The following is a 22,763-nucleotide window of genomic DNA, read 5'->3' on the forward strand; positions in this document are numbered from 1 at the left end:
GTTTTTGATGTCAGTATGTACAAAAGGTTGATTGATTAATTTGGTAACGGGCGTTTAAACTTCCTAATTTTAGTAATCATTAATTGGTAATTAGTAGACATCATGTATAAAGAACAAGAAAAGAAAATATCCTCCGACAGTCCAGATTTTGTTGCCTCTCTTGCAGCAGGTTTAAGCGTCTTACTAACGTTCGATGAAAGTCATTCTAGTATGACTCTAAGTGAAGTGGCCGAACGCGCCAACATAGATAGAGCAAAAGCTAGGCGCTATCTATTAACCTTACATGCCCTTGGTTATGTGCACAAAGATAAGCGCCAATTTAGCTTGACTCCCAAAACGTTGAGTATTGGAGCAAGCTACTTAGATGGTATGCATCATCACGATATTATTCAGTTTTATCTAGAGCGTGTCACTGAAATAACTGGAGAATCTTGTTCCTTTGCGGTACTAGATAATGACGAAGTGGTTTATATTGCCCGCTCGGCTGCCAAACATCGCTTATTATCTATTGGTATATCCGTTGGTACACGCTTGCCTGCTGCTTATACCTCAATAGGACGCGCTATTTTGGCTAACCTTCCTGACGAGCAGCGCAAAGATTATGTCAACAATGTTGAACTCATCTCCCATACACCCTATAGCATTACTGACCCAAAACAGCTCCTTAAAACCTTAAAACAAGCAAAAAATGATCAATATGTCATAGTAGATCAGGAGTTAGACACTGGCTTAAGATCGCTTGCACTGCCTGTATATAAGTCAAATAACGAATTGATTGGTGCTATTAACGTTAGTACCAATGCTTCACGAGTCTCTCATGAGGTTTTGATAAACGAGTTTTTACCTACATTGCGTGATTGCGTTGAACAAATACAGACGTACTATGTTTAGGAGAGAACGTACTATGTTTGAGATAGGCTATCTGTCGACATGATAGGTTTCATAATATAAAAGTAACAATCTTAATCATCAATTTTATCTAAGTAATAACCGCGTATTGGTTAATAATAGACGTCATATGATAATAGTCAAACAGGCTATAAATTGTTATATTATGAGAATGGTTATCATTCATATTATAATAGGTCGTCAATTAAACACATCGACTTCATAAACTGGAGATTACGAATGAAACGCGCCCCTCAATTACAGCCATTATCCCGCCAGCATCATCTTGGTTTGCATATAGGACGCCATGCTAAAGAGTGTGCAGATAACCTGCAAGAAATTACTGCTCACTGGCAAGCACTGTCTTCTTATATTCATGACATGCAGGCTCATTTTAGTATCGAAGATAATTTAATCACAAAGGCCTTGCTACCTCATCAAGCTACTCAACCTAAGGTTACCTCTGTACTTAATACAATGAAAGAACAGCATAGACTGTTGAACAATATGAAGATGGAAATCCAAACTTGTGAAGAGACTATAATCACTGTTGGACAAGTCAAACAACTTGGTAACTTATTGTATGATCATTTACGTTTCGAAGAGCGAGAACTGTTTCCTATTGTTGAAGAGTACTTGACGCAGCACGAGCTTGACGCTATCTATGCTGCCAGCCCGGACGACATCAAACATTTAGACGAAAAGCGTTAATTCAGCAAATAAAGAGCATGCCAGCAATAGTAATCATTTTGATACCAGCGATTTAGCCTTTATAGACATAGCAACCTTATGATTTGAGCTAGCCTGAAGAGAGATGACAAGAATTGTCCGCCAACGCATGGAGTATCCCGCATGATTCAGCTGGCGCTTCTTTGGCGCATTTTTGGCGCAAATCCAATAGATGCTGCTTTAATTGCACCAACTCTTTCATACGTGTCTCTACCGCATCGATATGCTCGTCTAATAGTATATTTACCTTTCCGCAGTTTTTATCAGGCGTATCCCAATACTGCAGCAAAACTCGCACTTCCTCCAAAGTCATATCGAGCGTACGGCAATGTAGGATAAATTGCAGACGTTCAATATGATCCTCACGGTACAAACGATAATTCCCTTGACTGCGCGTAGGCTCTGGTAATAGATTTTCTTTTTCGTAATAGCGAATGGTTTCTACCGTTGCCCCTGTGCGTTTGGCCAGCTCGCCAATTTTGATAAGCATGTTTGTCTCCTTAAACAGCTGTAATCATCAATAGTGATTCTAAAATTTAGACCATAAAGTAACTATAAGGTTTAATAAGCGAAAAATCAAACCGATTGAGTAATCAAGGCCTTGACCCTAAAGCCACTATAGGGCTCATAATACCTTTAATAAGAGGATAAAATATTATGCAATATCATATTGAAGGTATGGACTGTGCCAGTTGTGTGGGCAAAATTGAAACAGCATTAACCCGTATGCCTGGTGTCTCTGACGTTCAGCTAAACTTTGCCACCCAAAAGCTTGCGTTAACCTTAGCGCCTAATGCGGCAACCAAAGACAAAGATATCGAAAAAACCATCAAGCGTCTTGGGTTTGGTGTGTCAGAGCTCACTGACCAACAACATGAGGCGGAAATCAATGAGCATCAAACAACAGTAAATAATCGGCGCTGGTGGCAAACGTTAAAGGGCAAACAAGTCATTGGTATTGGCCTGTTAATGAGCGCAGCCTACGTCTTATCATTGGTTTTTCCTGCCTATGGCACATGGGCTTTTATTGCCGCTGTTGTTATTGGCGTCATACCATTTGCCCGCAAAGCGTTTGCATTGACGCTGACAGGCTCGCCTTTTTCAATTGAAATGCTGATGTCCGTCGCGGCTATTGGCGCCCTTATCATCGGTGAAGCTGAAGAAGCGGCTGCAGTGGTCTTTTTGTTCTCTGTTGGTGAGCTGTTAGAGAGCGTAGCGGCCGATCATGCCCGCGCTGGTATTAGAGCGTTATCGTCGTTTGTACCAAAGACTGCCATTTTATTAGACGCACAAGGTCAACAACGTCAGGTGCCAGCAGCTTCACTACAAGTAAATGATAAAGTACTGGTGCGTCCTGGAGATAGAGTCTCTGCCGATGGCGTCATTACTCAAGGGACGTCAAGTCTTGATGAATCGCCTGTAACTGGTGAGTCCGTTCCTGTTGCTAAGACCATAGACAATGATGTCTTTGCTGGCTCGATTAACGTCGATGGCGTACTACACATACGCGTGGAGAAAACAGCGACTGATAACACGATTGCACGTATCATCGAGCTTGTAGAGCAGGCGCAAGCATCTAAGGCCCCGACCGCGCGCTTTATTGAAACCTTTAGCCGCTACTATACGCCTATCGTAATGGCACTTGCTGCGCTAGTTATTGTCATTCCACCGCTATTTATGGGCGCAGAATGGATGACATGGCTATATCGTGGTCTAGCACTATTACTCATTGCCTGCCCTTGCGCGTTGGTACTCTCAACACCAGCCGCTATCGCCTCAGGTTTGGCGGTCGGTGCGCGCCACGGACTTCTTATCAAAGGCGGTAATGTCATGGAATTGATTGGTCAAGTCAGTACCGTCGCTTTTGATAAAACAGGTACGCTAACCGAAGGCAAGCCGCAGGTAACCGATATTGTCGGCTTTACCTCAGCGCATGCGGATGCTAAAGGTCAAGAAAAACTATTGGCACTGTTTGCAAGCGTAGATTCGGCTTCTAGCCATCCTCTTGCTAAAGCTATCGTAGATCATGCCAAAGACGCTCAGGTAAACATCTTTGACGCCACTGATGCTACTGCTACTGCGGGTAAAGCCGTACATGCTACGGTCACTGGACGCTCTTTAAGCATTGGCTCACCAGTCTACATAGCAGAGAAAACTACGTTGCCGATGACGCAGCAAACGCAAATCGAGACGCTACAAAATGAGGGAAAAACAGTTTCGATTTTGTTTGATGAACAAAACGGAGAGGCGCTTGGATTGATCGCTCTGCGTGATGAGCTGCGAGAAGATGCAAAGCAGGCTGTAGCAACGCTGAACACAATGAACGTGCGCTCTGTCATGCTCACAGGTGACAATAGCCGTACAGCAAAAGCGCTTGCCAGTCAGTTAGATATAGAGTGGCAGGCTGAGCTGTTACCTGAAGACAAGCTACGTCTGCTAAGCGAGATGAAAGACAACAACCAAATAGCGATGATTGGTGACGGCATTAATGATGCACCAGCACTAGCAACAGCAGATGTCGGTATTGCTATGGGTAGTGGTACCGATGTGGCTATCGAAACGGCTGATATTGCACTGTTGAAAAGCCGCGTGATGGACGTTGCCAATCTTATTGTACTATCGCGTGCCACGATGACCAATATTCATCAAAATGTGACGTTTGCGCTCGGACTAAAGGGCATATTTTTGATTACTACTGTGTTTGGTATTACAGGACTTTGGATTGCGGTACTGGCCGATGCTGGCGCGACGGTTCTGGTCACGCTCAATGCTTTGCGTTTACTGCGCTTTAAAGAGGTGAGATTATAAGTAATGCCGCATATTCGTCTTATTTAGTATCGACTATGCTTCTTGGTACTTTTTTAACCTCGCTATTGATAAGGGTCTACCTTAAATAAGGTTAGTTATCTAAGGTAGACCACCTTTTTATTGCGTAATAATAGAAACAGAATTGCACGCTTATTAAAGTCTTGTTACGACCTTAAAATTTAGGTCTTCAAAACCTGTGTTTCTAAAACCAAGCCCTAACAACTAACGTAAATCATCCACCACTGCCAACATGGCAACTAATGAGGCTTCCCCTAATTTGTTAGAACGCTCTGGTGACCAACCTGTGTCTGCGTCCGGTAGGTTATCGTTATCTTTAAAAGGCATCTCTAAAGTATTGGCAAGGCAATCAAAGCGTTCCGCCACCCAATTAGTTGCAACCGTCATGTTCGCTTTACCTGGCGCATCAATATCATAGCCCACTTCAGACTGAAAATCGGCACTGGCTAACTTTAATACCTCTGAAAATCTATCACGCAAATGTGCGAGGCGCTCGTTATAACTTGGCGTCCCTTGAGAGCCGGCAAGAAACACATAAGGCAATGCTTCATCGCCGTGCACGTCATAAAATAGATCCACGCCAGTCGCTTCCATTTTATTGATGACATGAAATACTTCAGGACTTTTCTCCAAGCTTGGATTTGACCATTCACGGTTTAAATTGGTGCCAACTGCATTAGTACGCAGATGTCCGCGTACACTCCCATCTGGGTTCATATTCGGCACAATGTAGAAGTTCGCTTTTTCTAATAACAATTTACCAGTAGCATTGTCATCATCTAACAAACTATCCAGCAAACCTTCAATCAGCCATTCGGCCATGGTCTCGCCGGGGTGCTGACGGGCCGTAATCCAAATGTTGCGTTTATTCACATTACTATTGCTATCTTTATTAGCGATTTTTATTAAGGTTAAGTCACGCTTATCAAGGGTGTCACCCAAATGCTCCAATGTCACCAACGGATGCGTTTGTACAGCTGCTAATAAATCTTGATGACGCTCATAGCTATAAGGGGCAAAATACGCAATTTGAATGGTGTCACATTCCAGTTCTGCCACGATGGTTAATTTGCCGTCTTTATAAGTGGTAGGCAGACGGAACCAATACTCCCGATCGTAGGAAGCCACCGCTTGGTAATTTTCCCACCCTTTAACGTAGGAAGCCTCCCCTGCATTTAGGATATTAAGAGTATAGCGCTCACCAACCTCACCTGACAGACGAAAGTTAAACCACTGAAAAAATTCGCCACCAACATCTGGGCGAATCGCCAATTGAATATCGTTTTTATTCTCTACATTGATAACATCAATATTACCTGCATCGAAATTTGCAGTGATATGCATAACCTATCCTTAATGAGTTCTTAAAAATCTGAAAATTAATTCTAAATTTAGAAGTGTTTTATCCGCCTTAAAATACAGTAAAGCCTTTTAAACTATATACTTTATAGCCTAAAAAGCTCAATCAATCATAGATTTTATCGAGGTGATAACTTTAAATTTATAGTCCATTCTAGCATCCATCAACATCACAAATCACTCGATGAATAGCTTTGGTTTACATAGATACCGCTTTATTTTTTCATAGCTAACATACGGTATTGGGAAAATCTTGTCATAAGCCCAGTTATAAGAGAAAGTATAAACCAGATAAAGTACAACCAATGACGCCTCCATAATCAAGGCTTGTTATAGGCTAATATGAAGATACACCACCATGACTAGATAGCACATCAGCAGACCACTTTCAAAAATAAAACATGAAGCGCCCTTATCGCTTAGTCTAAAAGTACTACGCTTAAATCTGATCACTCCCTTCTCAAAGACAATATTGAACCTGTAGTTTCATAAGATAGATATCAATAATGGCTTTTTTAATATTACGATAGACTTTAGGAATGGCATGAAATAAAACGGCGTTAAAATAATGGAGACCATTATTTATCTCGTCATAAACCAAAGGTGTACGTGTACGCACTTCACTAGATGACCATAATAAATCGTTTGCGCCGAACGACAACTCTCATGTCACTCTTAAGCAGGAGGTAGTCCTTGATACGCTTTATTTAATAAATCTTTTAATTCCTCATAGTCATAATCACGAGGATTATAATAAGGACTATCACAGACGATTTGTGCCACGTTAGCTGGACCCTCTTTGGGTAGACCAATGTCTTTTAGTGCCAACGGAATCTTTAAGGATTGATTTAAACGATAAATTTCTAAACCGACCTCTTCACGGCTACTAACACCTAAAGCCTCTGCCAATCGATCCATGGCTTCAATATCAGCGTTACGGTTGTAATGCACTGAATACGCAAGCGTAATAGCGTGTGCTTGAGCATGTGGCAGACTGTATGTGCCGTCCAAAGTATGGCAAATCTTATGATGAATGGCCATACCAACTGATCCTAGACAAACTCCAGCAAGCCAAGCACCATAGGTTGCTTTCTGGCGTGCTGAAATATCGCTCAAGTCATCTACAATCACAGGCGAAGCAGACTTTAATGCTTTGATAGAGTCAACCGTCATGAGACTGACAATTGGGTTTTTATCCTCAGCATATAGCGCTTCTATCGCATGTGCCATGGCATTCATACCTGAACAAGCCGAGATTTGCGCAGGCAAGGTTAAGTTTAGCTCTGGATCATAAATCACTACTTTGGGTAGGATGTGAATATCCTTACCTGTGGTTTTTAGATTGTTTTCAGTCATGCCATAAATAGTTGTCATCTCGCTACCTGAATAGGTAGTTGGTATAGCGACTATCGGTAAATGCGTCTTTAATGCAATGGCTTTGGCAAGTCCAATCGTAGAGCCGCCGCCCAAAGCCAGGCAACAATCAATGTCGTTTGATTGGACAAACTCTACCGCCTTGTCCGCGACTTCTACCAGAACATGCATGACAGCGTGCGGATACACGCCTGCTGAAATCTCTTGTAGTTGCTGCGATAACTTCTGACCTGCTTCTTTTTGACCCGGTGTCGTAATTACTATAACTTTACGATAACCATGCTGTATTAGAATATCTTTGGCTTCAGCTGACTTACCGTTCCCAAAATGAACGTCGAGCGGTAAAGCTTGGTAATGAAAATCTTTCATAATATCATCCTGACTTGAAAAGCAAGTCTCACTGAGAATACGCTGGAATATCGTTAGCATGGAGAAATATCACCTAATTCATCTGGATTTTTTACACCAATAATTAAAACCGTTTGCTTAAAATGAAATATCAATGACGTTTAACTGAGTTTATACACTAGCAATAACCTGCCAGCTGGCAGTCGCTTGATACTTGTCTTGATGCGCAAACAAAGGATGGCTTTGAGCTTCTGCCAAATTAAGTACTGGGGTTACGCAAGCATCAACCTCTGCGAACAATTCTTCCCAATACGTCATCGTTTGACTAGCAAACTTCTCTATCATTGCTTGCTCAGCTTGTTTACTCTCAGCTGTATTTGGCATTGATCCACGCTGCCAATGAGCATCAACGTATTCAGATAAGTCTAAGGTCTCGCATAATAATCGCCAGAACTTAAACTCCAACGAGCCGACTGCCATATGGCGACCATCTTGTGTTTTGTACAACCGATAGCACGGCAGCCATCCACCCAAGAAGTCATTCTGAGGCTCTGGGCGTTGTCCATTTATATTTTTCATCATATCAGCTGTCGCTTTTGGCATGACCAGATGCTGATACAAGCTATGCGTCATACTCACGGCTATGTGTCGACCGCGACCAGTATTTTTAGCGGCAAGTACCGCTGCTAATAAGGTAATCACTGCGGTATCGCTACCACCAGCCAAATCTGCAAATTGCATATTGGGCATAGCTTGATCGCCTGAAGCAGTTTTGAGTTGATCGAGGGTGCCACTCATTGCCATAAAGTTGATATCATGCCCTGCCTTTGCTGCCCAAGACTTACCTGTAGCATCAAGCGCCTCTGGAATACCATAGCCTGTGATAGAAACCATCACCAGTTTTGGATTAATAGCATGTAAAGTAGCAGCATCTAAACCCATTCCAACAAGTACTTCGGGACGAAAACTATCAAGCATCACGTCTGCATCTTTGATGTGCGCTTTTATTGCTTCGATGCCTGCTTCACTACGAAAATCCACCTTTTCACAATGTTTGCCATGGTTTAACGCTTTAAACAACTCACCAAACGCACGTCCTGGATCGCCATTTTTTGGTTCAATTTTAACAATTTCTGCGCCTAGATCGGCAAGTAAGCGCGTTGCGAATGGACCGGGTAAATTACGCGTCAAGTCGATAACTTTAAGACCATTTAGGCAGTCAGACATTATGTCTGTCATTGTACTGGGTATTGAGTTATTCGATACTAAATCTGTATTAGCCATCTGAAAACACCTCGCCTTTTTTTGCCATTTCAATCAAAATTTGTGCAGGCTCAAAACGCACACCAAACTTAGCGGCCAGCTCATGACTACGCTTAACGAAATTTTCTATTCCTACCGCATTAATAAACTGTAGCGTCCCCCCTTGATGCGGGGCGAAACCCCAACCAAAGATTGAGCCTACATTACCTTCCGCAACAGAGCGCAAGACATTTTCCTCATAACAGCGCGCCGATTCGTTGGCTTGGATATAGAGCAGGCGATCTATCAGCTCTTGCATGTCTAGCTGCTCAACAACGGGTGGAAACAGCTCAGTCAATTTTGGCCATAAGTGCTTATCACTCTTACCCTCTGAACTCTGCGAATAATCATAAAAGCCTTTGCCGACCTTTTTACCTAAGCGCTCGTGGTCTTTTGCAATCACACTAAGCACTGCAGCAGATGGATGACTGACCCATTCTTTGCCCTCGCTGATCGTATCTTTTTTGGACTGCTCCATAATATGCATAGATAAATCAAGCGACACTTCATCTTGTAGCGCGAGCGGCGGCATCGGCATACCAGCTTTGAGACCCGCCACTTCAATTCGACGTGGATGCACGCCCTCACCTAACATCGCAATGCCTTCTGAAACATACGTACCAAATACGCGCGAGGTATAAAAGCCACGACTGTCGTTGACGACGATAGGCGTTTTGCCAATTTGTAGCACAAAATCAAAAGCTTTTGCTAAGGTTGCATCATCCGTCTGCTCGCCCATGATAATCTCAACCAAGGGCATCTTATCGACTGGTGAGAAAAAGTGCAGCCCGATGAATTGAGAAGGACGTTTACTTGTAGTGGCTAAGCTCGTAATAGGAATGGTCGACGTATTAGAAGCATAAACGACCGTTTCAGCAATGACGGCTTCTGCTTGTTCGGTACACTTAGCTTTGATATCGCGATTTTCAAATACCGCTTCGATGACCAAATCACAACTTGCAATATCATCATAGGAGATGGTGGTTTGAATTTTACTTAATAACGCTTCTTTTTTGGTATCGTTTGAGCGTCCGCGATTAATGGCTTTATCAAGTAGGTTTTCTGAATACTGTTTACCCTTATTTGCGTTTTCAATACTGGTATCTAATAGCACCACATTGATGCCCGCTTTGGCGGCAACATATGCAATCCCAGCACCCATCATGCCTGCGCCAAGTACCGCAACCTTATTTACTTTTTGACGATCAAAGCCGTTAGGACGCGATTGTCCTTTTTTAATCTGATTGAGCTGCGTCCACATAGAAGTGATTAAATTGTTAGATTCAGGCGACAGCACACAAGCAGCAAAGTAGCTAGATTCGACCTCAAGGGCAGCATCGATATCAAGTAAGCTGCCTTCAAATACGCAAGACATGATATGGGTGATGGCAGGATAATTGCCGTGTGATTTTTGATACGCCATAGCTGGGGCAACAGATAGCATTTGCGCGTTCTTTGGATGATTCGCATTGCCACCAGGGATGCTAAAGCCTTTTTTGTCCCACTGTTGCTGCGCGTCGGGATTGGCTTTAATCCATGCTTTAGCTTGGTTTAACGTATCGTCTTTGTCACTGGCTATCGCATCAATAAACCCAATCTCTTTGGCAGCAGTAGCACTGACAATTTTACCTTGAGTCATCATCTCAAGCGACTTTTGCATACCGAGTAGGCGCATAAGGCGCTGAGTACCACCGCCACCGGGTAGCAAGCATAATTTCACCTCGGGCAATCCAAGTTTGGTTTTAGCTGAATCAATAGCGAGTCGGTAATGACAGCCCAACGCAACCTCTAGCCCGCCACCAAGCGCCGAACCTGTCATCGCTGCCACGACCGGCTTGCCAGATTTCTCAAGCTTACGTAGGCTGGCCTTGAGCGACTCCGCCAATTCAAACGCTTGCTCGTGGGTTTGAATACTCGCAAGCTGATCAATATCAGCGCCAACGATAAAAGACTCTTTACCTGACGTTAAGATAAGCCCTTTAACCGTCTCATCGTTTATAAAAGCATCGACCAATACTTTAAACGATTGATTAAAAGTATCGTCAATCACATTCATCTGATGCGCGGTTTGGTTGATAGTGACTGTTACAATATTGTCATTGTCACGCTCAGCAGAAAAATCTGCCAACTCATTAATCGTTGGGGTGCAATCCATGCTCATTACTATTCCTTTTTTATAATTTAAAACTTATTATTTAATCATCGTCTTACAGATAGCTTATACACGCTCAATGATAGTGGCGATGCCCATACCGCCACCGACACAAAGCGTAATCATGGCCGTTTTTAGATCACGACGCTCTAATTCCTCAAGCACAGTGGTGAGCAGCATGGCACCCGTGGCTCCTAGCGGATGTCCCATGGCAATAGCGCCACCATTAACATTGACTTTATCCAGTGAGACACCCAAATCTTTCGCCGTCTTCATCGGTATCGCGGCGAACGCTTCGTTGATTTCCCATAGATCAATATCGGCTGCCGTCATACCGGCTCTTTTGAGAGCTTTTTGGCAAGCAGGTGTTGGACCAGTCAGCATAATAGAGGGCTCAGAGCCGATAACCGACGCCATAATGACTTTCGCGCGCGGACGCAATCCTGCTTTTTTACCCGCAGCCTCGCTCCCCAAAAGACAAAGCGCAGCGCCATCAACAATACCGGAGGAATTACCCGCATGATGCACGTGATTGATACGCTCAATGCTGGTATATTTGTCCAGCAAAACGCTATCAAAGCCCATCGCGCCAAGCGATGCAAACGAAGGCTTGAGCCCTGCTAAGGTATCGACTGTCGTATCGGGACGAATGGTCTCATCTTTATCAAGCAACAATCGACCATTTAAATCATGCACAGGTATCACCGCATTGTCGTAATAGCCAGCAGCCCAAGCGTTAGCAGCGCGCTGATGCGAATCGGTAGCAAAGGCATCGACATCAGTACGGCTAAACCCTTCAAGTGTTGCAATGGTATCGGCTCCAACGCCTTGCGGGGCAAAGCCAGTCACAGAATTTACCCGCGGATCCATAAACCAAGCACCGCCATCTGCGCCCATTTTTACACGGCTCATTGATTCCACACCGCCTGCAACGACCATGTCCTCCATACCTGATATGATTTTACTTGCGGCCAAATTGATGGACTCAAGGCCTGATGCGCAAAAACGCGACAATGTCACGCCAGCGACGGTTTCATGCCAGCCTGCATCCAGCACCGCAATACGGGCAATATCTGCACCCTGTTCACCGATTGGAGTCACACAGCCGAGCACGACATCGTCGACCAAGCTAGTGTCTAAATCATTGCGCTGTTGCATGGCATTAAGTAAGGTGCGTACCAGCCAAATGGGGGTTGCTTGATTTAAGCTGCCGCCTGCTTTGCCTTTACCGCGAGGGGTACGGATGGCGTCGTAAATATAAGCCGTCTGAATCATGCTATATCCTTATAGTCTTGATGAAATAGTCTTATTGAAATGGTCTTAATGAAATTTTCAATTATTTAAAACAAGTCGCTTACATAAAGCGTGACGCCAGCTCTTTCATAATCTCGTTAGTACCGCCATAGATTTTCTGTACCCGCGCATCAGCGTATAACCGCGCAATCGGATATTCCATCATATAGCCATAACCACCAAATAACTGGACGCACTCATCCATCACGATACATTGTTTTTCGGTCACCCAGTATTTGATTAAAGCAGCATGCTGTACTGTGAGCTTATCTTCGACCAATGCTTCAATAGCAGCATCACATAAGGCACTTGAGGCAATATAGTGTGTGTTACATTCTGCCAGCTTAAAGCGGGTATTTTGAAAGCTCCAAACAGGTTGGCCAAAAGCGGTGCGCTCTTTGGTATAGTCAATGGTCAAGTCCAGTGCTAATTTCATCGCCCCAATCGCTGCCAGCGCTACGATCAAACGCTCTTGCGGTAATTCTTGCATCAATTGCGCAAAACCTAATCCTTCAACCGTACCCAATAAATTGGCTTGCGGAACGCGCATATTATTGAAGAACAGCTCAGAAGTATCTTGTGATGCCATACCAAGTTTTTTGAGCTTTTTGCCACGCTCAAACCCCGGAGCATTATCGGTTTCGACAATTATAAGCGATACACCTTTAGCACCAAGAGATCGGTCAGTTTTGCAGGCAACGATAATTAAATTACCCAGTTGACCGTTAGTGATAAAGGTCTTTGAACCATTGATAATATAATCATCGCCTTCTTTGACTGCGTAGGTCTTGATGTTTTGCAAATCTGAGCCTGTGCCCGGCTCAGTCATAGCAATCGCGCCGATTAACTCCCCTGTTGCCATTTTGGGTAGCCACTTTTGCTTTTGCTCTTCAGTACCATGATGCAAAATATAAGGGGCGACGATGCCTGAATGCAAAAAGCCACCGAAGCCTGCTTGATTGGCTTCAGATTGCGCATAAATCAGCGCTGCTTCATGACGAAAGTCACCACCTGCCCCGCCGTATTCTTCTGGCATTGAAGCACACAAAAACCCCATCTCGCCTGCTTCTAGCCAAGCTTCCCGATCGAGCATACCGTTTTCACGCCACTTCTCATCGTGTGCTTCCCAATCTCTAAATACTTTGAGCGCACTCTCATGCAGCATTTCAATCTCTTCATCCATCCACTTTGGCTTAAAGCATGCAATAGTCATTGATCCATCCTTGGTCTTGGGTTACTAGGTAATTTGATTATTTACTATACTTGTTTATACAATGCCTGCCAAACCAAAGCTCATGAACTACTAGGTCATTAACTTTATTGATTATTAGCCAGTATCGTTAATTGCAAGCGAGGTTATTATGTTTTTAATCATTGCTTTAATCCATTCTATAACATCATAATTACGCAAAAACCCCGTATTGGGGCTTTTTTATGGAGATAGCATTCAGATAATAAGTTGACTATAATTACGTCAAGCTTACAAAGCTGACTTAAAACGCTTTATTAATGGTTGTATTAAGTTGGCTAATGCTCTTGAAATTTAGGTCTACGTTATGAAGAACACGTTGTTAATATCTGGTTTAATCGTCACTATCTCTATACCTGTCCATGCAGCAGATTATCAAAGCTTTATTGCGCCAAGCTCCTTAGGCAAAAGCATACATACACTGAACAAGAAGTATCAGTTAGGATTGAAAAAACAAAGTTCCGGCAAATATGGCAATCGTGAGCTTAATGATTGCAGGCTTATTGTAAAAACAAATAAGAAAAATCGGATTAATGAAATTAAAATAATAGACAGTAAAAGCTGCAAATATTCTACTACCTCCAATGTGAACTATAATAGTCAAACTACCAAGACTCAGGATTTGCTCAGCCAAGTTGATATTCAAGACGTACAGTTTGTTCCAGGCTGTTTTAACTGTCCCTCACGGTTAGAAATAACCGATACACTGGTTATTGATCGCGAAAAAGACAACTACCTCACAAAGTTTGAGATAAATGGACATAATAGAAAGTACTTAAACTATATTGCCAAAAATCTTTTTGGTGATTTCTCAGATGAAAATTATTACTCCACCATGAATCTGCTCGAGTCAAGAGCTGCTGAGGAACCTAGCCTTTACGATCGTAACGAGTTCAAATTACAAGCCATTGAAGCTTACAATTTGCAAGACAAACCGCAGAGCTATACGATTGCACTTAAATAGCTTATTTAAAATGGCCACTTACATTAAGTGGCTATAAGTTCTGCTAGTAAGACAATTTATGTTGCTATGTAGGTAACTGCTGTGCAAATTACGCAGAATAGGCGGGCAACACTATTTGCACCACCAACCCTTGAATACCATCTTGTCGATTATAGACACTGATCTGACCCTTATGTGCCATTACCACCGCATGGACGATCGCTAATCCTAATCCATAGCCACCAGTTTCGCGATGGCGGGCAGAGTCTAGCCGTACAAAGGGCTGGAAAATACGCTCCAAATCTTCATCCGCAACACCGCCGCCCTCATCTATTATGCTAATTTGAATAGCAGAGGTTTTACCGTCCATCTCTGCTTGTTTAATCTCAGCAATAACCGTTGAATCAGCTGCAGTATGCATAAAAGCATTACGAATGACGTTTTCAAGTGCACTGTGTAGCTGTTCTTGATTGCCTAGCACTGTCCAAGGAGTATCTGGAGAAGTAGCTGATAAAGGCATGACTAATGAAGAATCTGTCAATAATGAATTATCCGGCTGCCATTGCCAGTGTACGTTTTTCTGTTGAAACTCAAAGCAGACATCTTGTCCAATCTCACTGATAATCTCAGCAATATCAACTGCTTCATTTTCTAAATTGTCGATAGTATATTGCTGCATTTGTAGAGATTGAATATGAATGATTTGCTCAATCAGCTCATTCATCCGTGCAGATTCTTTATCGATACGGTCAAGGTAACGATTGGCATTCGGCGCAAAGTCTCGAGTCAGCTCAGTCGCAACGTCAAGCCGTGCCAATGGCGAGCGCAGCTCATGTGAGATATCACTGAGCATCTGCTTGCGTGCCAGCTCACTCTCCGCCAGCCTTGTTGATAGCTTGGCCACGTCTTTCGCGAGTAAACCCAATTCATCATCTCCCATCTTAGATAGATTTGGATTAGCTTGATAATCGCCGTCGATCATATGATGGACTGTGTTTTGTACACGGCGAATACGCTGGATCAGCGTACGACTCAGCCAAATACAAACCAAGATGCTAAAAAGGATAATCAGTAATAAACGTATCGGAAAATTGCCGCGTTGCAGCGCTACAACGTCGGCAAAGCGCAGATGCGGACGCAATTGTACAATGACTGCCTGCTCATCTGGTAAGACGACCGTCACGTCAGCCAACTCAGGACGACTATCGGGATTAGCTATATTTGCGCGATTCGGTCTCATCGGTGACAGGATATTATTTAAAAGTGACGGCTCATTATCCGATATTCTATCGTCGTGACTACCAGGCCTTTCATTATCAAACATTTCATTATCAGGCTTAGGCACTGACTGCATTGGTGGCATTGATAAAGGCTTCATTATCTGCCTTTCATCTGGCATCCGTTCCTGCCTATGTTCTTGCCTACGCTCATCTCTATCACGATAACGCGGAAATATAATAGCGCCTTGCTGATCATAGACTCTGATTTGATTCATAAGCCATCGGTCTTCACGATACATCTGCCTAACGGTAGTTAAATCACCTACTTGTAGCGCCTCAACCATCTCTTGACGCTTAATTAATAAACTATCAATTTGCACATCCATGCGAGCAGTCAGCGTTTTTTCGACCAACCAGCGCTCCACCACGATAGATAAAATAGAGGTGATCAGAATCGTCAATAACAGACTCAGAAACAAACGCCAAAACAGCGTGATTCGCAGCTTAAATTTAGGCGCTTGATTAAGACTTTTATTGTTGATAGCTTTCTTGGCGGGTTTCATCGATAAGTCCGTCATTACAGCACCAGCTGATAGCCTTTACCACGGATAGCTTTGATAGGCTCATCGTGGAAAGGTTGGAGTTTTTTGCGCAGGCGCGAGACATGTACATCAAGGCTACGATCGAACGGCTGCAGTTCACGCTGCAACACATGCTCTGATAGCCATGCCTTACTCACCACCTCGCCTTTTTGTTTGAGTAGCGCGACTAACAAATCAAATTCTGTCCCCGTCACTTGTAGCTCTACGCCATCTATCTGACAAAGTCGCTGATTTTGATTCAGATGCAAACGACTCTCTGGTAGCGGCGTATGCTCTGATGCTGCCGCATTAGTGCGCTTGATAACGGCATTGATGCGTGCCAGCAACTCACGCGGATTGCAGGGTTTAGTAATGTAATCATCAGCGCCAAGCTCAAGCCCAATGATACGATCAATCTCTTCACCTTTTGCCGTCAACATAATGACTGGAATATCACTAACATTTGGCAACTGACGCAGCACACTAAGCCCATCGATTTTAGGCATCATAATATCAAGTACCAGCAAATCATAAGCAGAAGTATCATTAGATGCGGTTTTAAGCTTCTGGATGACCGCCTCACCATCATGAACGCAGTCACATTGAATGCCATGATTGTGCAAGTATTCTTGTAATAACTGGGTCAACTCTTCGTCATCATCACCTAGCAATATATTTGGCACATCTGTCTCCTTGAGCCTTAATAGCGTTATCACCCATATTATCAGGCATGTGCTTATCAATACGCTATAAACGTTACTTTTCTTAATACTTCATAAATGTTCGCAACCTTTAACTGTCGTAAGATAACTCCTATCAACAGCAAGCATTGCTTTTATACATTGTGCTTATACAGCGTGGTGCTTATAGAGTAGCTGACAGTACTTATCTACAACGTTCTAAAAATCATGCTTGCAAGATAAAAATTTAATGTTCATTTAACAAAACCGAATTAAATAAAGGATATCTTTATGAAAAAATTATTAATGGGTTCAGTACTAGCAATGTCTAGCGTATTTACAGTTACCGCTTGTACGAGTGTCAACGCAACCACTGATACAGCACCAACGACCAGCAAAATGCAGCATCATAAAGCAGGTGTGAAAGGCGGCATGCATAAAGGCGGCATGCGAGGTCCGATGTCACAGCTAGACTTGACAACCACGCAGCAGGCGCAAATCAAAGCCATCATGCAAGAAAAGCACGGCGAGCGTATGCAAAATCGTGAAGCAATGCTAGCAATACTTACAGCAGAACAGCGCGCTCAACTTGAAACCTTAAAGTCAGAAAGACAAGCTAAAGGACATCGCCGCTCGCATAATAAAGGCGGCAAAAACAGTCCTTTATCAGAATTGAATCTAACAGCAACGCAGCAAGCGCAGATCGCTACTATTAGACAAAATAATTCTGGCAATCGTATGCAAAACCACAGCGCGATAATACAAGTACTCACCGCTGAGCAGCGCCAAAAGCTTGAAGCAATTAAGGCTGATAGAATGGCTAAAGGTCATAAAGGCTTGGAGCGTCAAAAAATGCAGAACTAAAATATATCAGTCGTCACAGCGTTATGGCAATACTGACTATCTCGTTAGTCTAAGTATCATATCAGACACAAAAAAGCGCATCGTATGTACGGTGCGCTTTTTAGTTTTCGACATTTACGCTCAAATCAATCTGATATTTTAATTAACTTTAAAAATTCTTTCTGTAAGAATGGTACGGAAATATAGCCATTTTTGGCCCATTAGAGGTTGACTCGTTCAGACTGAGGACACGTCCTAGTAATATCAAAAAATAAAAGTTGATAAACAGCTTTGCGCTCGCTGCTATATTCGTTACTATCTAACTATATAATCGTTCTCTTTAGTACTTCAGTATGATTTCCTACCCACTCGTAAAAAGGACTTTGCGATGCAAAAACTACCTTCTCAACCTCATAACGATATTGGTTCCTCTCACAACCACCAAAGTAAAAAAGTATTAAAAACAACACTTAAGTCAGCTATGGTGCTGATTAGCAGTACAATCTTGCTGTCTGTATCTGCTCATGCGCTTGAACCCGTTGCACCAACTGATGCCAATGTGATAAATAATACCTCGATCAATACTAGCGCCATCAATCTCGCCATCATGACGGACAACCCAACGGTTGTACTTGAGACTCAGCGCATCACCCGAGCGAAAACCAATGCGCTTACATCAACGACTAGCAATGCCAAAGCCGATCAAGCCATCTATTCTGAGGATGCTATCCATCATCCGGTATGGGCAAAGAATGGCATGGTCGCGACTCAAGAAGCGCTGGCCTCGGATATTGGCTTGAAGATTCTAAAAGAAGGTGGCAATGCCGTTGATGCTGGCGTCGCTGTTGGCTTTGCCTTAGCAGTTACCTTACCTCGCGCTGGCAACATCGGCGGTGGCGGCTTTATGATGATTTATGATGCCAAGCAAGGCAAAACGGTAGCACTCGATTACCGTGAAAAAGCACCGAGTAGCGCCTCGCGTGATATGTATCTCGATGAGGAAGGCAATGCTGTCAGTGATTTATCTCGCTATCATGGTTTGGCCGTTGGGGTACCGGGTACAGTAGCAGGACTGCTAAAAGCGTTGGAAGATCATGGCACCATGAGCCGCGGACAAGTAATGGCGCCCGCCATTGCATTGGCTGAAGATGGTATAGAAGTTACTGCTGGTTTGTCGGAGTCGCTAGAAGCCTTGAGCGATCGTTTGCAGAAATGGCCGAGCACCCAAAAAATATTTTTTAAAGCAGATGGCAGCGCCTATCAACCAGGTGAACGCTTAAAGCAGCTCGAGCTTGCTCGCTCTCTGAAATTAATTGCTGCACAAGGTGCTGATGGCTTTTATAAAGGTGAAACTGCAAGCAAGCTGGTCAAGGCCGTTAATGACGCTGGCGGCAGTATGAGCTTGCAGGATTTGGCCAATTATGAAGCCATCGCTCGCGAGCCAGTGAAAGGAGATTACCGCGGTTATGAGATTGTCTCGATGCCGCCGCCCTCTTCTGGTGGTATTCACATCGTGCAGATTTTAAATATCTTAGAAGGCTATCCGCTCAAAGACTACGGGCAAAATAGCGCACAAACCATTCATTTGATGGCTGAGGCCATGCAACTGGCTTATGCCGATCGAGCTGAGTATCTAGGAGATTCTGATTTCATCGATGTACCTGCCAGCGGCCTCACCGCTCGAGCGTATGCTGATGAGCTCCGTACATTAATTAATCCGGATAAAGCCACGCCAGCAGCCACGATCAAAGCCAACAATCCACTACCCTACGAGAGCGATCAAACCACGCATTTCTCTATCGTTGATAAAGACGGCAATGCGATAGCCAATACTTATACGCTGAACTTCTCATACGGTACGGGCCTTGTCGCTGAAGGTACCGGCATATTACTTAACAACGAGATGGATGACTTTTCTGCTAAGCCAGGCACGCCTAATGGCTATGGCTTACTTGGTGGTGACGCCAACGCCGTTGAAGCCAATAAACGTCCGCTATCTTCTATGAGTCCAACCTTAGTATTTAAGGACAGTAAACCATATATCGTGACAGGCAGCCCCGGTGGTAGCCGTATCATTACTACCGTCACCCAAATCATCTCCAACGTCATCGATCACGATATGAATATCGCCGAAGCCACTCATGCACCGCGTATTCATGATCAATGGTTGCCGGATGAGATTCGTACTGAAAAGGCACTGAATATTGATACGGTTAGAAAACTAGAATCCATGGGACATACGGTTAGTCCAAAGGCAGCTATGGGCTCAACCCAATCAATTATGTTGACCCCTAATGGTGTATATGGTTCTTCTGACCCGCGTATCGTTGATGCGGCAGTGGTTGGGTATTAAATCGGGTAACAAATTAGGTGTTCAACAGACCCTAAGCTAAGGAGAGCCCTATGATTGAGAGTAAAAGACCTGATAAAGCCACGTTAGCGAGCATGTTTCGTGATTTTATTGAGCCCGAATACGTAATCAGTGATGAGGAAACCCAAAAGCCTTTTGAGTGTGATGGCTTGTCTGTCTATTGTGATATGCCGCTATTAGTCGTGTTGCCAGATACGGTCGAGCAGATACAAGAAGTCATGCGTATTTGCCATCGTTATGAGATCCCAGTAGTAGCTCGCGGAGCAGGAACAGGACTTTGTGCCGGTGCCATGCCAAATCCTGATGGCGTGCTGTTAGTACTGTCGCGTTTTAAGCATATCCTCGAGATAGACCCTCTAGCACGCACGGCACGTTTGCAACCTGGCGTACGTAACTTAGCTATCAGTGAAGCAGCCTCCGTACATGGCTTGTATTATGGTCCAGACCCCTCCTCACAGATTGCTTGTACGATAGGAGGTAACGTCGCCGAAAACTCCGGTGGCGTGCATTGCCTCAAGTACGGGCTGACGGTGCATAACTTATTAAAAGTAGAAATGGTAACGGTCGAAGGAGAGCTGATTAGCATTGGTAGTGAGGGGCTCGACAGTAACGGCTTTGATCTTATGGCATTGATAACCGGCTCTGAGGGATTGCTTGGTGTAGTTACCGAAGTGACGGTTAAATTATTACCCAGTCCCGAAAAGGCGCAGGTCGTTATGGCCTGTTTCGATAATGTACAGACGGCAGGCGATGCCGTAGGCGAAATCATTGCTAAAGGCATTATCCCAGCGGGGCTTGAGATGATGGACAGCTACGCTATCATAGCAGCTGAAGCCTTTGCTAAAGCGGGTTATCCTACCGATGCGAAGGCACTGCTGCTATGTGAATTAGACGGTACAGCGGCGGAAGTTCAAGAACAAATTATCGAAGTTGAACAACTCTTCACCCAACTAGGAGCCACTTCAACTCGAGTTTCTCAGAGCGAGGCGGAACGTGCTTTGTTATGGAAAGGCCGTAAGTCTGCCTTTCCAGCGGTAGGCCGAATCTCACCCGACTACTATTGCATGGATGGCACTATTCCTCGCGGCCAACTGGCTCATGTATTGACTGAAATGCAAAAACTCTCAGAGCACTATAATTTGCGTGTGGCAAATGTCTTTCATGCCGGTGATGGTAACTTGCATCCTCTGATATTATTCGATGCCAACATGCCTGGTCAGCTTGAAAAAACTGAGGAATTTGGCGCTCGTATCTTAGAGCTTTGTGTCAAGGTAGGTGGTTGTATCACTGGTGAGCACGGTGTCGGTATAGAAAAAATTCGTCAAATGCATGTGCAGTTTAATGAGCAGGAATTACGCCAATTTCATGCTATTAAATCCGCTTTCGACCCTGCTGGGACGCTCAATCCAGGTAAAGGCATTCCTGTCCTAAAAAATTGTCAGGAATATCGAGCACTTAATAAGGTAATGGACGATTCAGTGAGTCAGCCACCACAGCAGGGAGCACCAGCATGAAGGATATTAGTGCTGAGATAATTGAGAGAGTTAAACAGGCGGGTGTTGATGGTAGCAAATTACAAATAGTTGGCGGCGGTAGTAAGTATTTTATGGGTCGCACGCCCGAGGGTGTGCCGCTTAATATTGCTGAGCACAGTGGTATTGTGAGTTACGAGCCGATTGAGCTGGTGTTGACCGCACGAGCAGGCACGCCGTTGACCGAGATTAATAACGCTTTGAGTGAACATAATCAGAGATTGGCGTTTGAGCCACCGCTATTTAATGGGCAGGCGACTTTAGGAGGCACGCTAGCATGTCATCTATCGGGACCCGGACGTCCTTGGAATGGCTCGGTCCGGGATCATGTCCTCGGTATTCGCCTGATTAATGGTCGAGGTGAAGCGCTGCGCTTTGGTGGTCAAGTGATGAAAAACGTAGCTGGCTACGATGTCTCAAGAATGCAAGCCGGAGCGATGGGGACTTTAGGTGTCATTAGCGAGGTCAGCCTAAAGGTCATGCCCAAACCTGCTACTACTATTACCCTCAAACGCGAGATGGATGCAAAGCAAGCTATCAAAGAGATGAATCGTTTAGCAGGACTGCCTAATCCTTTGACCGCTGCTTGTTGGTTTGACAATCACCTTTATCTACGTTTAGAGGGCGCGCGTAGTGCAGTCGAGAGCACTGTTAAGCAATGGCAAGGCGTGGTATTAGAAGAAGGTGATAATCTATGGACACAGCTACGTGAGCAGCAGTTAGGTTACTTTGCGGATCGTGCGCCTTTATGGCGGTTTTCAGTCAATAGTAATGCTGAGCATGTATTGCCAGATAAAAAGTGGCTGCTAGATTGGGGCGGTAGCCAACGCTGGCTGCGCGGTGATTTTGATACTGAATTACTGGAAGCACTTGCCAAGAGTATGGGTGGTCAAGTGAGCCTTTATCGTGGTGGTAATCGGCTACAAGAGGTGTTTCATACTCAGCCTGAGGTACTGCGCGGACTCCATCAACGGCTCAAACAAGCTTTTGATCCGATGAATATTTTTAATCCAGGTCGTCTCTATAGTTGGATGTAATAGCTGCATATCCTATCGGAGCGCAATAGGTTTACA

18 protein-coding genes and 1 pseudogene are annotated in these 22,763 nt (G+C 44.1%); 8 read left to right on the forward strand and 11 right to left on the reverse strand.

The features are described 5' to 3' along the window. Positions 1–102 precede the first annotated feature (102 nt). Both ACS8FB_RS05280 and ACS8FB_RS05285 read left to right on the forward strand, forming a co-directional pair. On the forward strand, positions 103–891 hold the full coding sequence (locus ACS8FB_RS05280; RefSeq protein ID WP_439261404.1) for an IclR family transcriptional regulator domain-containing protein: 789 nt from the start codon (positions 103–105) through the stop codon (positions 889–891). 237 nt (positions 892–1,128) lie between these two features. After that, positions 1,129–1,599 carry a hemerythrin domain-containing protein gene (locus tag ACS8FB_RS05285; RefSeq protein ID WP_439261405.1) on the forward strand — a complete coding sequence of 157 codons (471 nt, stop codon included), beginning with the start codon at positions 1,129–1,131 and terminating at the stop codon, positions 1,597–1,599. 88 nt (positions 1,600–1,687) lie between these two features. On the opposite strand, the gene cadR is transcribed toward ACS8FB_RS05285, so the two are convergent. Next, on the reverse strand, positions 1,688–2,107 hold the full coding sequence (gene cadR, locus ACS8FB_RS05290) for a Cd(II)/Pb(II)-responsive transcriptional regulator (RefSeq protein WP_439261406.1): 420 nt from the start codon (positions 2,105–2,107) through the stop codon (positions 1,688–1,690). A gap of 167 nt (positions 2,108–2,274) precedes the next feature. Between cadR and ACS8FB_RS05295 the strand changes: the two genes are divergently transcribed. Then, positions 2,275–4,425 (forward strand): heavy metal translocating P-type ATPase, encoded by a 2,151-nt coding sequence (locus tag ACS8FB_RS05295; protein ID WP_439261407.1) that lies wholly within the window; start codon positions 2,275–2,277, stop codon positions 4,423–4,425. Between the two features lie 222 nt (positions 4,426–4,647). On the opposite strand, the gene ACS8FB_RS05300 is transcribed toward ACS8FB_RS05295, so the two are convergent. The 8 genes and pseudogenes from ACS8FB_RS05300 to ACS8FB_RS05335 form a co-directional block, all read right to left on the reverse strand. Continuing rightward, a complete protein-coding gene (locus ACS8FB_RS05300) occupies positions 4,648–5,787 on the reverse strand; it encodes a M14 family metallopeptidase (RefSeq protein ID WP_439261408.1) in 1,140 nt (379 codons plus the stop codon). A gap of 192 nt (positions 5,788–5,979) precedes the next feature. Continuing rightward, a complete protein-coding gene (locus ACS8FB_RS05305) occupies positions 5,980–6,120 on the reverse strand; it encodes a chlorhexidine efflux transporter (protein ID WP_439261409.1) in 141 nt (46 codons plus the stop codon). A gap of 175 nt (positions 6,121–6,295) precedes the next feature. Next, positions 6,296–6,445 (reverse strand): annotated as a pseudogene (locus tag ACS8FB_RS05310) (phosphoenolpyruvate carboxylase); the annotation flags it as partial. A 32-nt stretch (positions 6,446–6,477) separates the two neighbouring features. Continuing rightward, on the reverse strand, positions 6,478–7,545 hold the full coding sequence (locus ACS8FB_RS05315) for a maleylacetate reductase (protein WP_439261410.1): 1,068 nt from the start codon (positions 7,543–7,545) through the stop codon (positions 6,478–6,480). 150 nt (positions 7,546–7,695) lie between these two features. After that, positions 7,696–8,808, reverse strand: coding sequence for a CaiB/BaiF CoA transferase family protein (locus ACS8FB_RS05320; protein WP_439261411.1), 1,113 nt, complete (start codon positions 8,806–8,808; stop codon positions 7,696–7,698). Further along, positions 8,801–10,987 (reverse strand): 3-hydroxyacyl-CoA dehydrogenase NAD-binding domain-containing protein, encoded by a 2,187-nt coding sequence (locus ACS8FB_RS05325; protein ID WP_439261412.1) that lies wholly within the window; start codon positions 10,985–10,987, stop codon positions 8,801–8,803. The genes ACS8FB_RS05320 and ACS8FB_RS05325 overlap by 8 nt, the downstream gene beginning before the upstream one ends. A 57-nt stretch (positions 10,988–11,044) precedes the next feature. Then, on the reverse strand, positions 11,045–12,250 hold the full coding sequence (locus ACS8FB_RS05330; RefSeq protein ID WP_439261630.1) for an acetyl-CoA C-acetyltransferase: 1,206 nt from the start codon (positions 12,248–12,250) through the stop codon (positions 11,045–11,047). Positions 12,251–12,332: 82 nt separating this feature from the next. Next, positions 12,333–13,484: an acyl-CoA dehydrogenase family protein gene (locus ACS8FB_RS05335; protein ID WP_439261413.1), complete on the reverse strand. Its 1,152-nt coding sequence runs from the start codon at positions 13,482–13,484 to the stop codon at positions 12,333–12,335. Positions 13,485–13,827: 343 nt separating this feature from the next. On the opposite strand from ACS8FB_RS05335, the gene ACS8FB_RS05340 reads away from it, so the two are divergent. Beyond that, positions 13,828–14,484, forward strand: a complete 657-nt coding sequence (locus ACS8FB_RS05340) for a hypothetical protein (RefSeq protein WP_439261414.1) — start codon at positions 13,828–13,830, stop codon at positions 14,482–14,484. Between the two features lie 88 nt (positions 14,485–14,572). Here the strand turns inward: ACS8FB_RS05340 and ACS8FB_RS05345 are convergent, their stop codons facing one another. Both ACS8FB_RS05345 and ACS8FB_RS05350 read right to left on the reverse strand, forming a co-directional pair. After that, positions 14,573–16,246 (reverse strand): sensor histidine kinase, encoded by a 1,674-nt coding sequence (locus ACS8FB_RS05345; protein WP_439261415.1) that lies wholly within the window; start codon positions 16,244–16,246, stop codon positions 14,573–14,575. Between the two features lie 14 nt (positions 16,247–16,260). Continuing rightward, complete coding sequence (locus tag ACS8FB_RS05350; RefSeq protein WP_439261416.1) at positions 16,261–16,947, reverse strand: response regulator transcription factor; 687 nt, start codon at positions 16,945–16,947, stop codon at positions 16,261–16,263. 288 nt (positions 16,948–17,235) lie between these two features. Here ACS8FB_RS05350 and ACS8FB_RS05355 point away from each other — a divergent pair, with 288 nt between their 5' ends. From ACS8FB_RS05355 to glcE, 4 genes are all read left to right on the forward strand, one after another. After that, positions 17,236–17,808 carry a Spy/CpxP family protein refolding chaperone gene (locus tag ACS8FB_RS05355; protein WP_439261417.1) on the forward strand — a complete coding sequence of 191 codons (573 nt, stop codon included), beginning with the start codon at positions 17,236–17,238 and terminating at the stop codon, positions 17,806–17,808. A gap of 460 nt (positions 17,809–18,268) precedes the next feature. Next, positions 18,269–20,140 carry a gamma-glutamyltransferase gene (ggt, locus tag ACS8FB_RS05360; protein ID WP_439261631.1) on the forward strand — a complete coding sequence of 624 codons (1,872 nt, stop codon included), beginning with the start codon at positions 18,269–18,271 and terminating at the stop codon, positions 20,138–20,140. Between the two features lie 50 nt (positions 20,141–20,190). Further along, positions 20,191–21,672: an FAD-linked oxidase C-terminal domain-containing protein gene (locus ACS8FB_RS05365; RefSeq protein ID WP_439261418.1), complete on the forward strand. Its 1,482-nt coding sequence runs from the start codon at positions 20,191–20,193 to the stop codon at positions 21,670–21,672. Then, a complete protein-coding gene (gene glcE / locus ACS8FB_RS05370; RefSeq protein ID WP_439261419.1) occupies positions 21,669–22,727 on the forward strand; it encodes a glycolate oxidase subunit GlcE in 1,059 nt (352 codons plus the stop codon). Before ACS8FB_RS05365 ends, glcE begins: the two co-directional genes overlap by 4 nt. Positions 22,728–22,763: the final 36 nt, after the last annotated feature.

The organism is Psychrobacter sp. 1U1 (assembly GCF_051847535.1).
GTDB classification, from domain to species: domain Bacteria; phylum Pseudomonadota; class Gammaproteobacteria; order Pseudomonadales; family Moraxellaceae; genus Psychrobacter; species Psychrobacter saeujeotis.

What these genes read in the sequence shown, in the direction of transcription:
- ACS8FB_RS05280 (WP_439261404.1), top strand. Translation starts at nt 103, where the DNA reads ATGTATAAAGAACAAGAAAAGAAAATATCCTCCGACAGTCCAGATTTT.
- ACS8FB_RS05285 (WP_439261405.1), top strand. Translation starts at nt 1,129, where the DNA reads ATGAAACGCGCCCCTCAATTACAGCCATTATCCCGCCAGCATCATCTT.
- cadR (WP_439261406.1), bottom strand. Translation starts at nt 2,107, where the DNA reads ATGCTTATCAAAATTGGCGAGCTGGCCAAACGCACAGGGGCAACGGTA.
- ACS8FB_RS05295 (WP_439261407.1), top strand. Translation starts at nt 2,275, where the DNA reads ATGCAATATCATATTGAAGGTATGGACTGTGCCAGTTGTGTGGGCAAA.
- ACS8FB_RS05300 (WP_439261408.1), bottom strand. Translation starts at nt 5,787, where the DNA reads ATGCATATCACTGCAAATTTCGATGCAGGTAATATTGATGTTATCAAT.
- ACS8FB_RS05305 (WP_439261409.1), bottom strand. Translation starts at nt 6,120, where the DNA reads ATGGAGGCGTCATTGGTTGTACTTTATCTGGTTTATACTTTCTCTTAT.
- ACS8FB_RS05315 (WP_439261410.1), bottom strand. Translation starts at nt 7,545, where the DNA reads ATGAAAGATTTTCATTACCAAGCTTTACCGCTCGACGTTCATTTTGGG.
- ACS8FB_RS05320 (WP_439261411.1), bottom strand. Translation starts at nt 8,808, where the DNA reads ATGGCTAATACAGATTTAGTATCGAATAACTCAATACCCAGTACAATG.
- ACS8FB_RS05325 (WP_439261412.1), bottom strand. Translation starts at nt 10,987, where the DNA reads ATGAGCATGGATTGCACCCCAACGATTAATGAGTTGGCAGATTTTTCT.
- ACS8FB_RS05335 (WP_439261413.1), bottom strand. Translation starts at nt 13,484, where the DNA reads ATGACTATTGCATGCTTTAAGCCAAAGTGGATGGATGAAGAGATTGAA.
- ACS8FB_RS05340 (WP_439261414.1), top strand. Translation starts at nt 13,828, where the DNA reads ATGAAGAACACGTTGTTAATATCTGGTTTAATCGTCACTATCTCTATA.
- ACS8FB_RS05345 (WP_439261415.1), bottom strand. Translation starts at nt 16,246, where the DNA reads ATGAAACCCGCCAAGAAAGCTATCAACAATAAAAGTCTTAATCAAGCG.
- ACS8FB_RS05355 (WP_439261417.1), top strand. Translation starts at nt 17,236, where the DNA reads ATGAAAAAATTATTAATGGGTTCAGTACTAGCAATGTCTAGCGTATTT.
- ggt (WP_439261631.1), top strand. Translation starts at nt 18,269, where the DNA reads ATGGTGCTGATTAGCAGTACAATCTTGCTGTCTGTATCTGCTCATGCG.
- ACS8FB_RS05365 (WP_439261418.1), top strand. Translation starts at nt 20,191, where the DNA reads ATGATTGAGAGTAAAAGACCTGATAAAGCCACGTTAGCGAGCATGTTT.
- glcE (WP_439261419.1), top strand. Translation starts at nt 21,669, where the DNA reads ATGAAGGATATTAGTGCTGAGATAATTGAGAGAGTTAAACAGGCGGGT.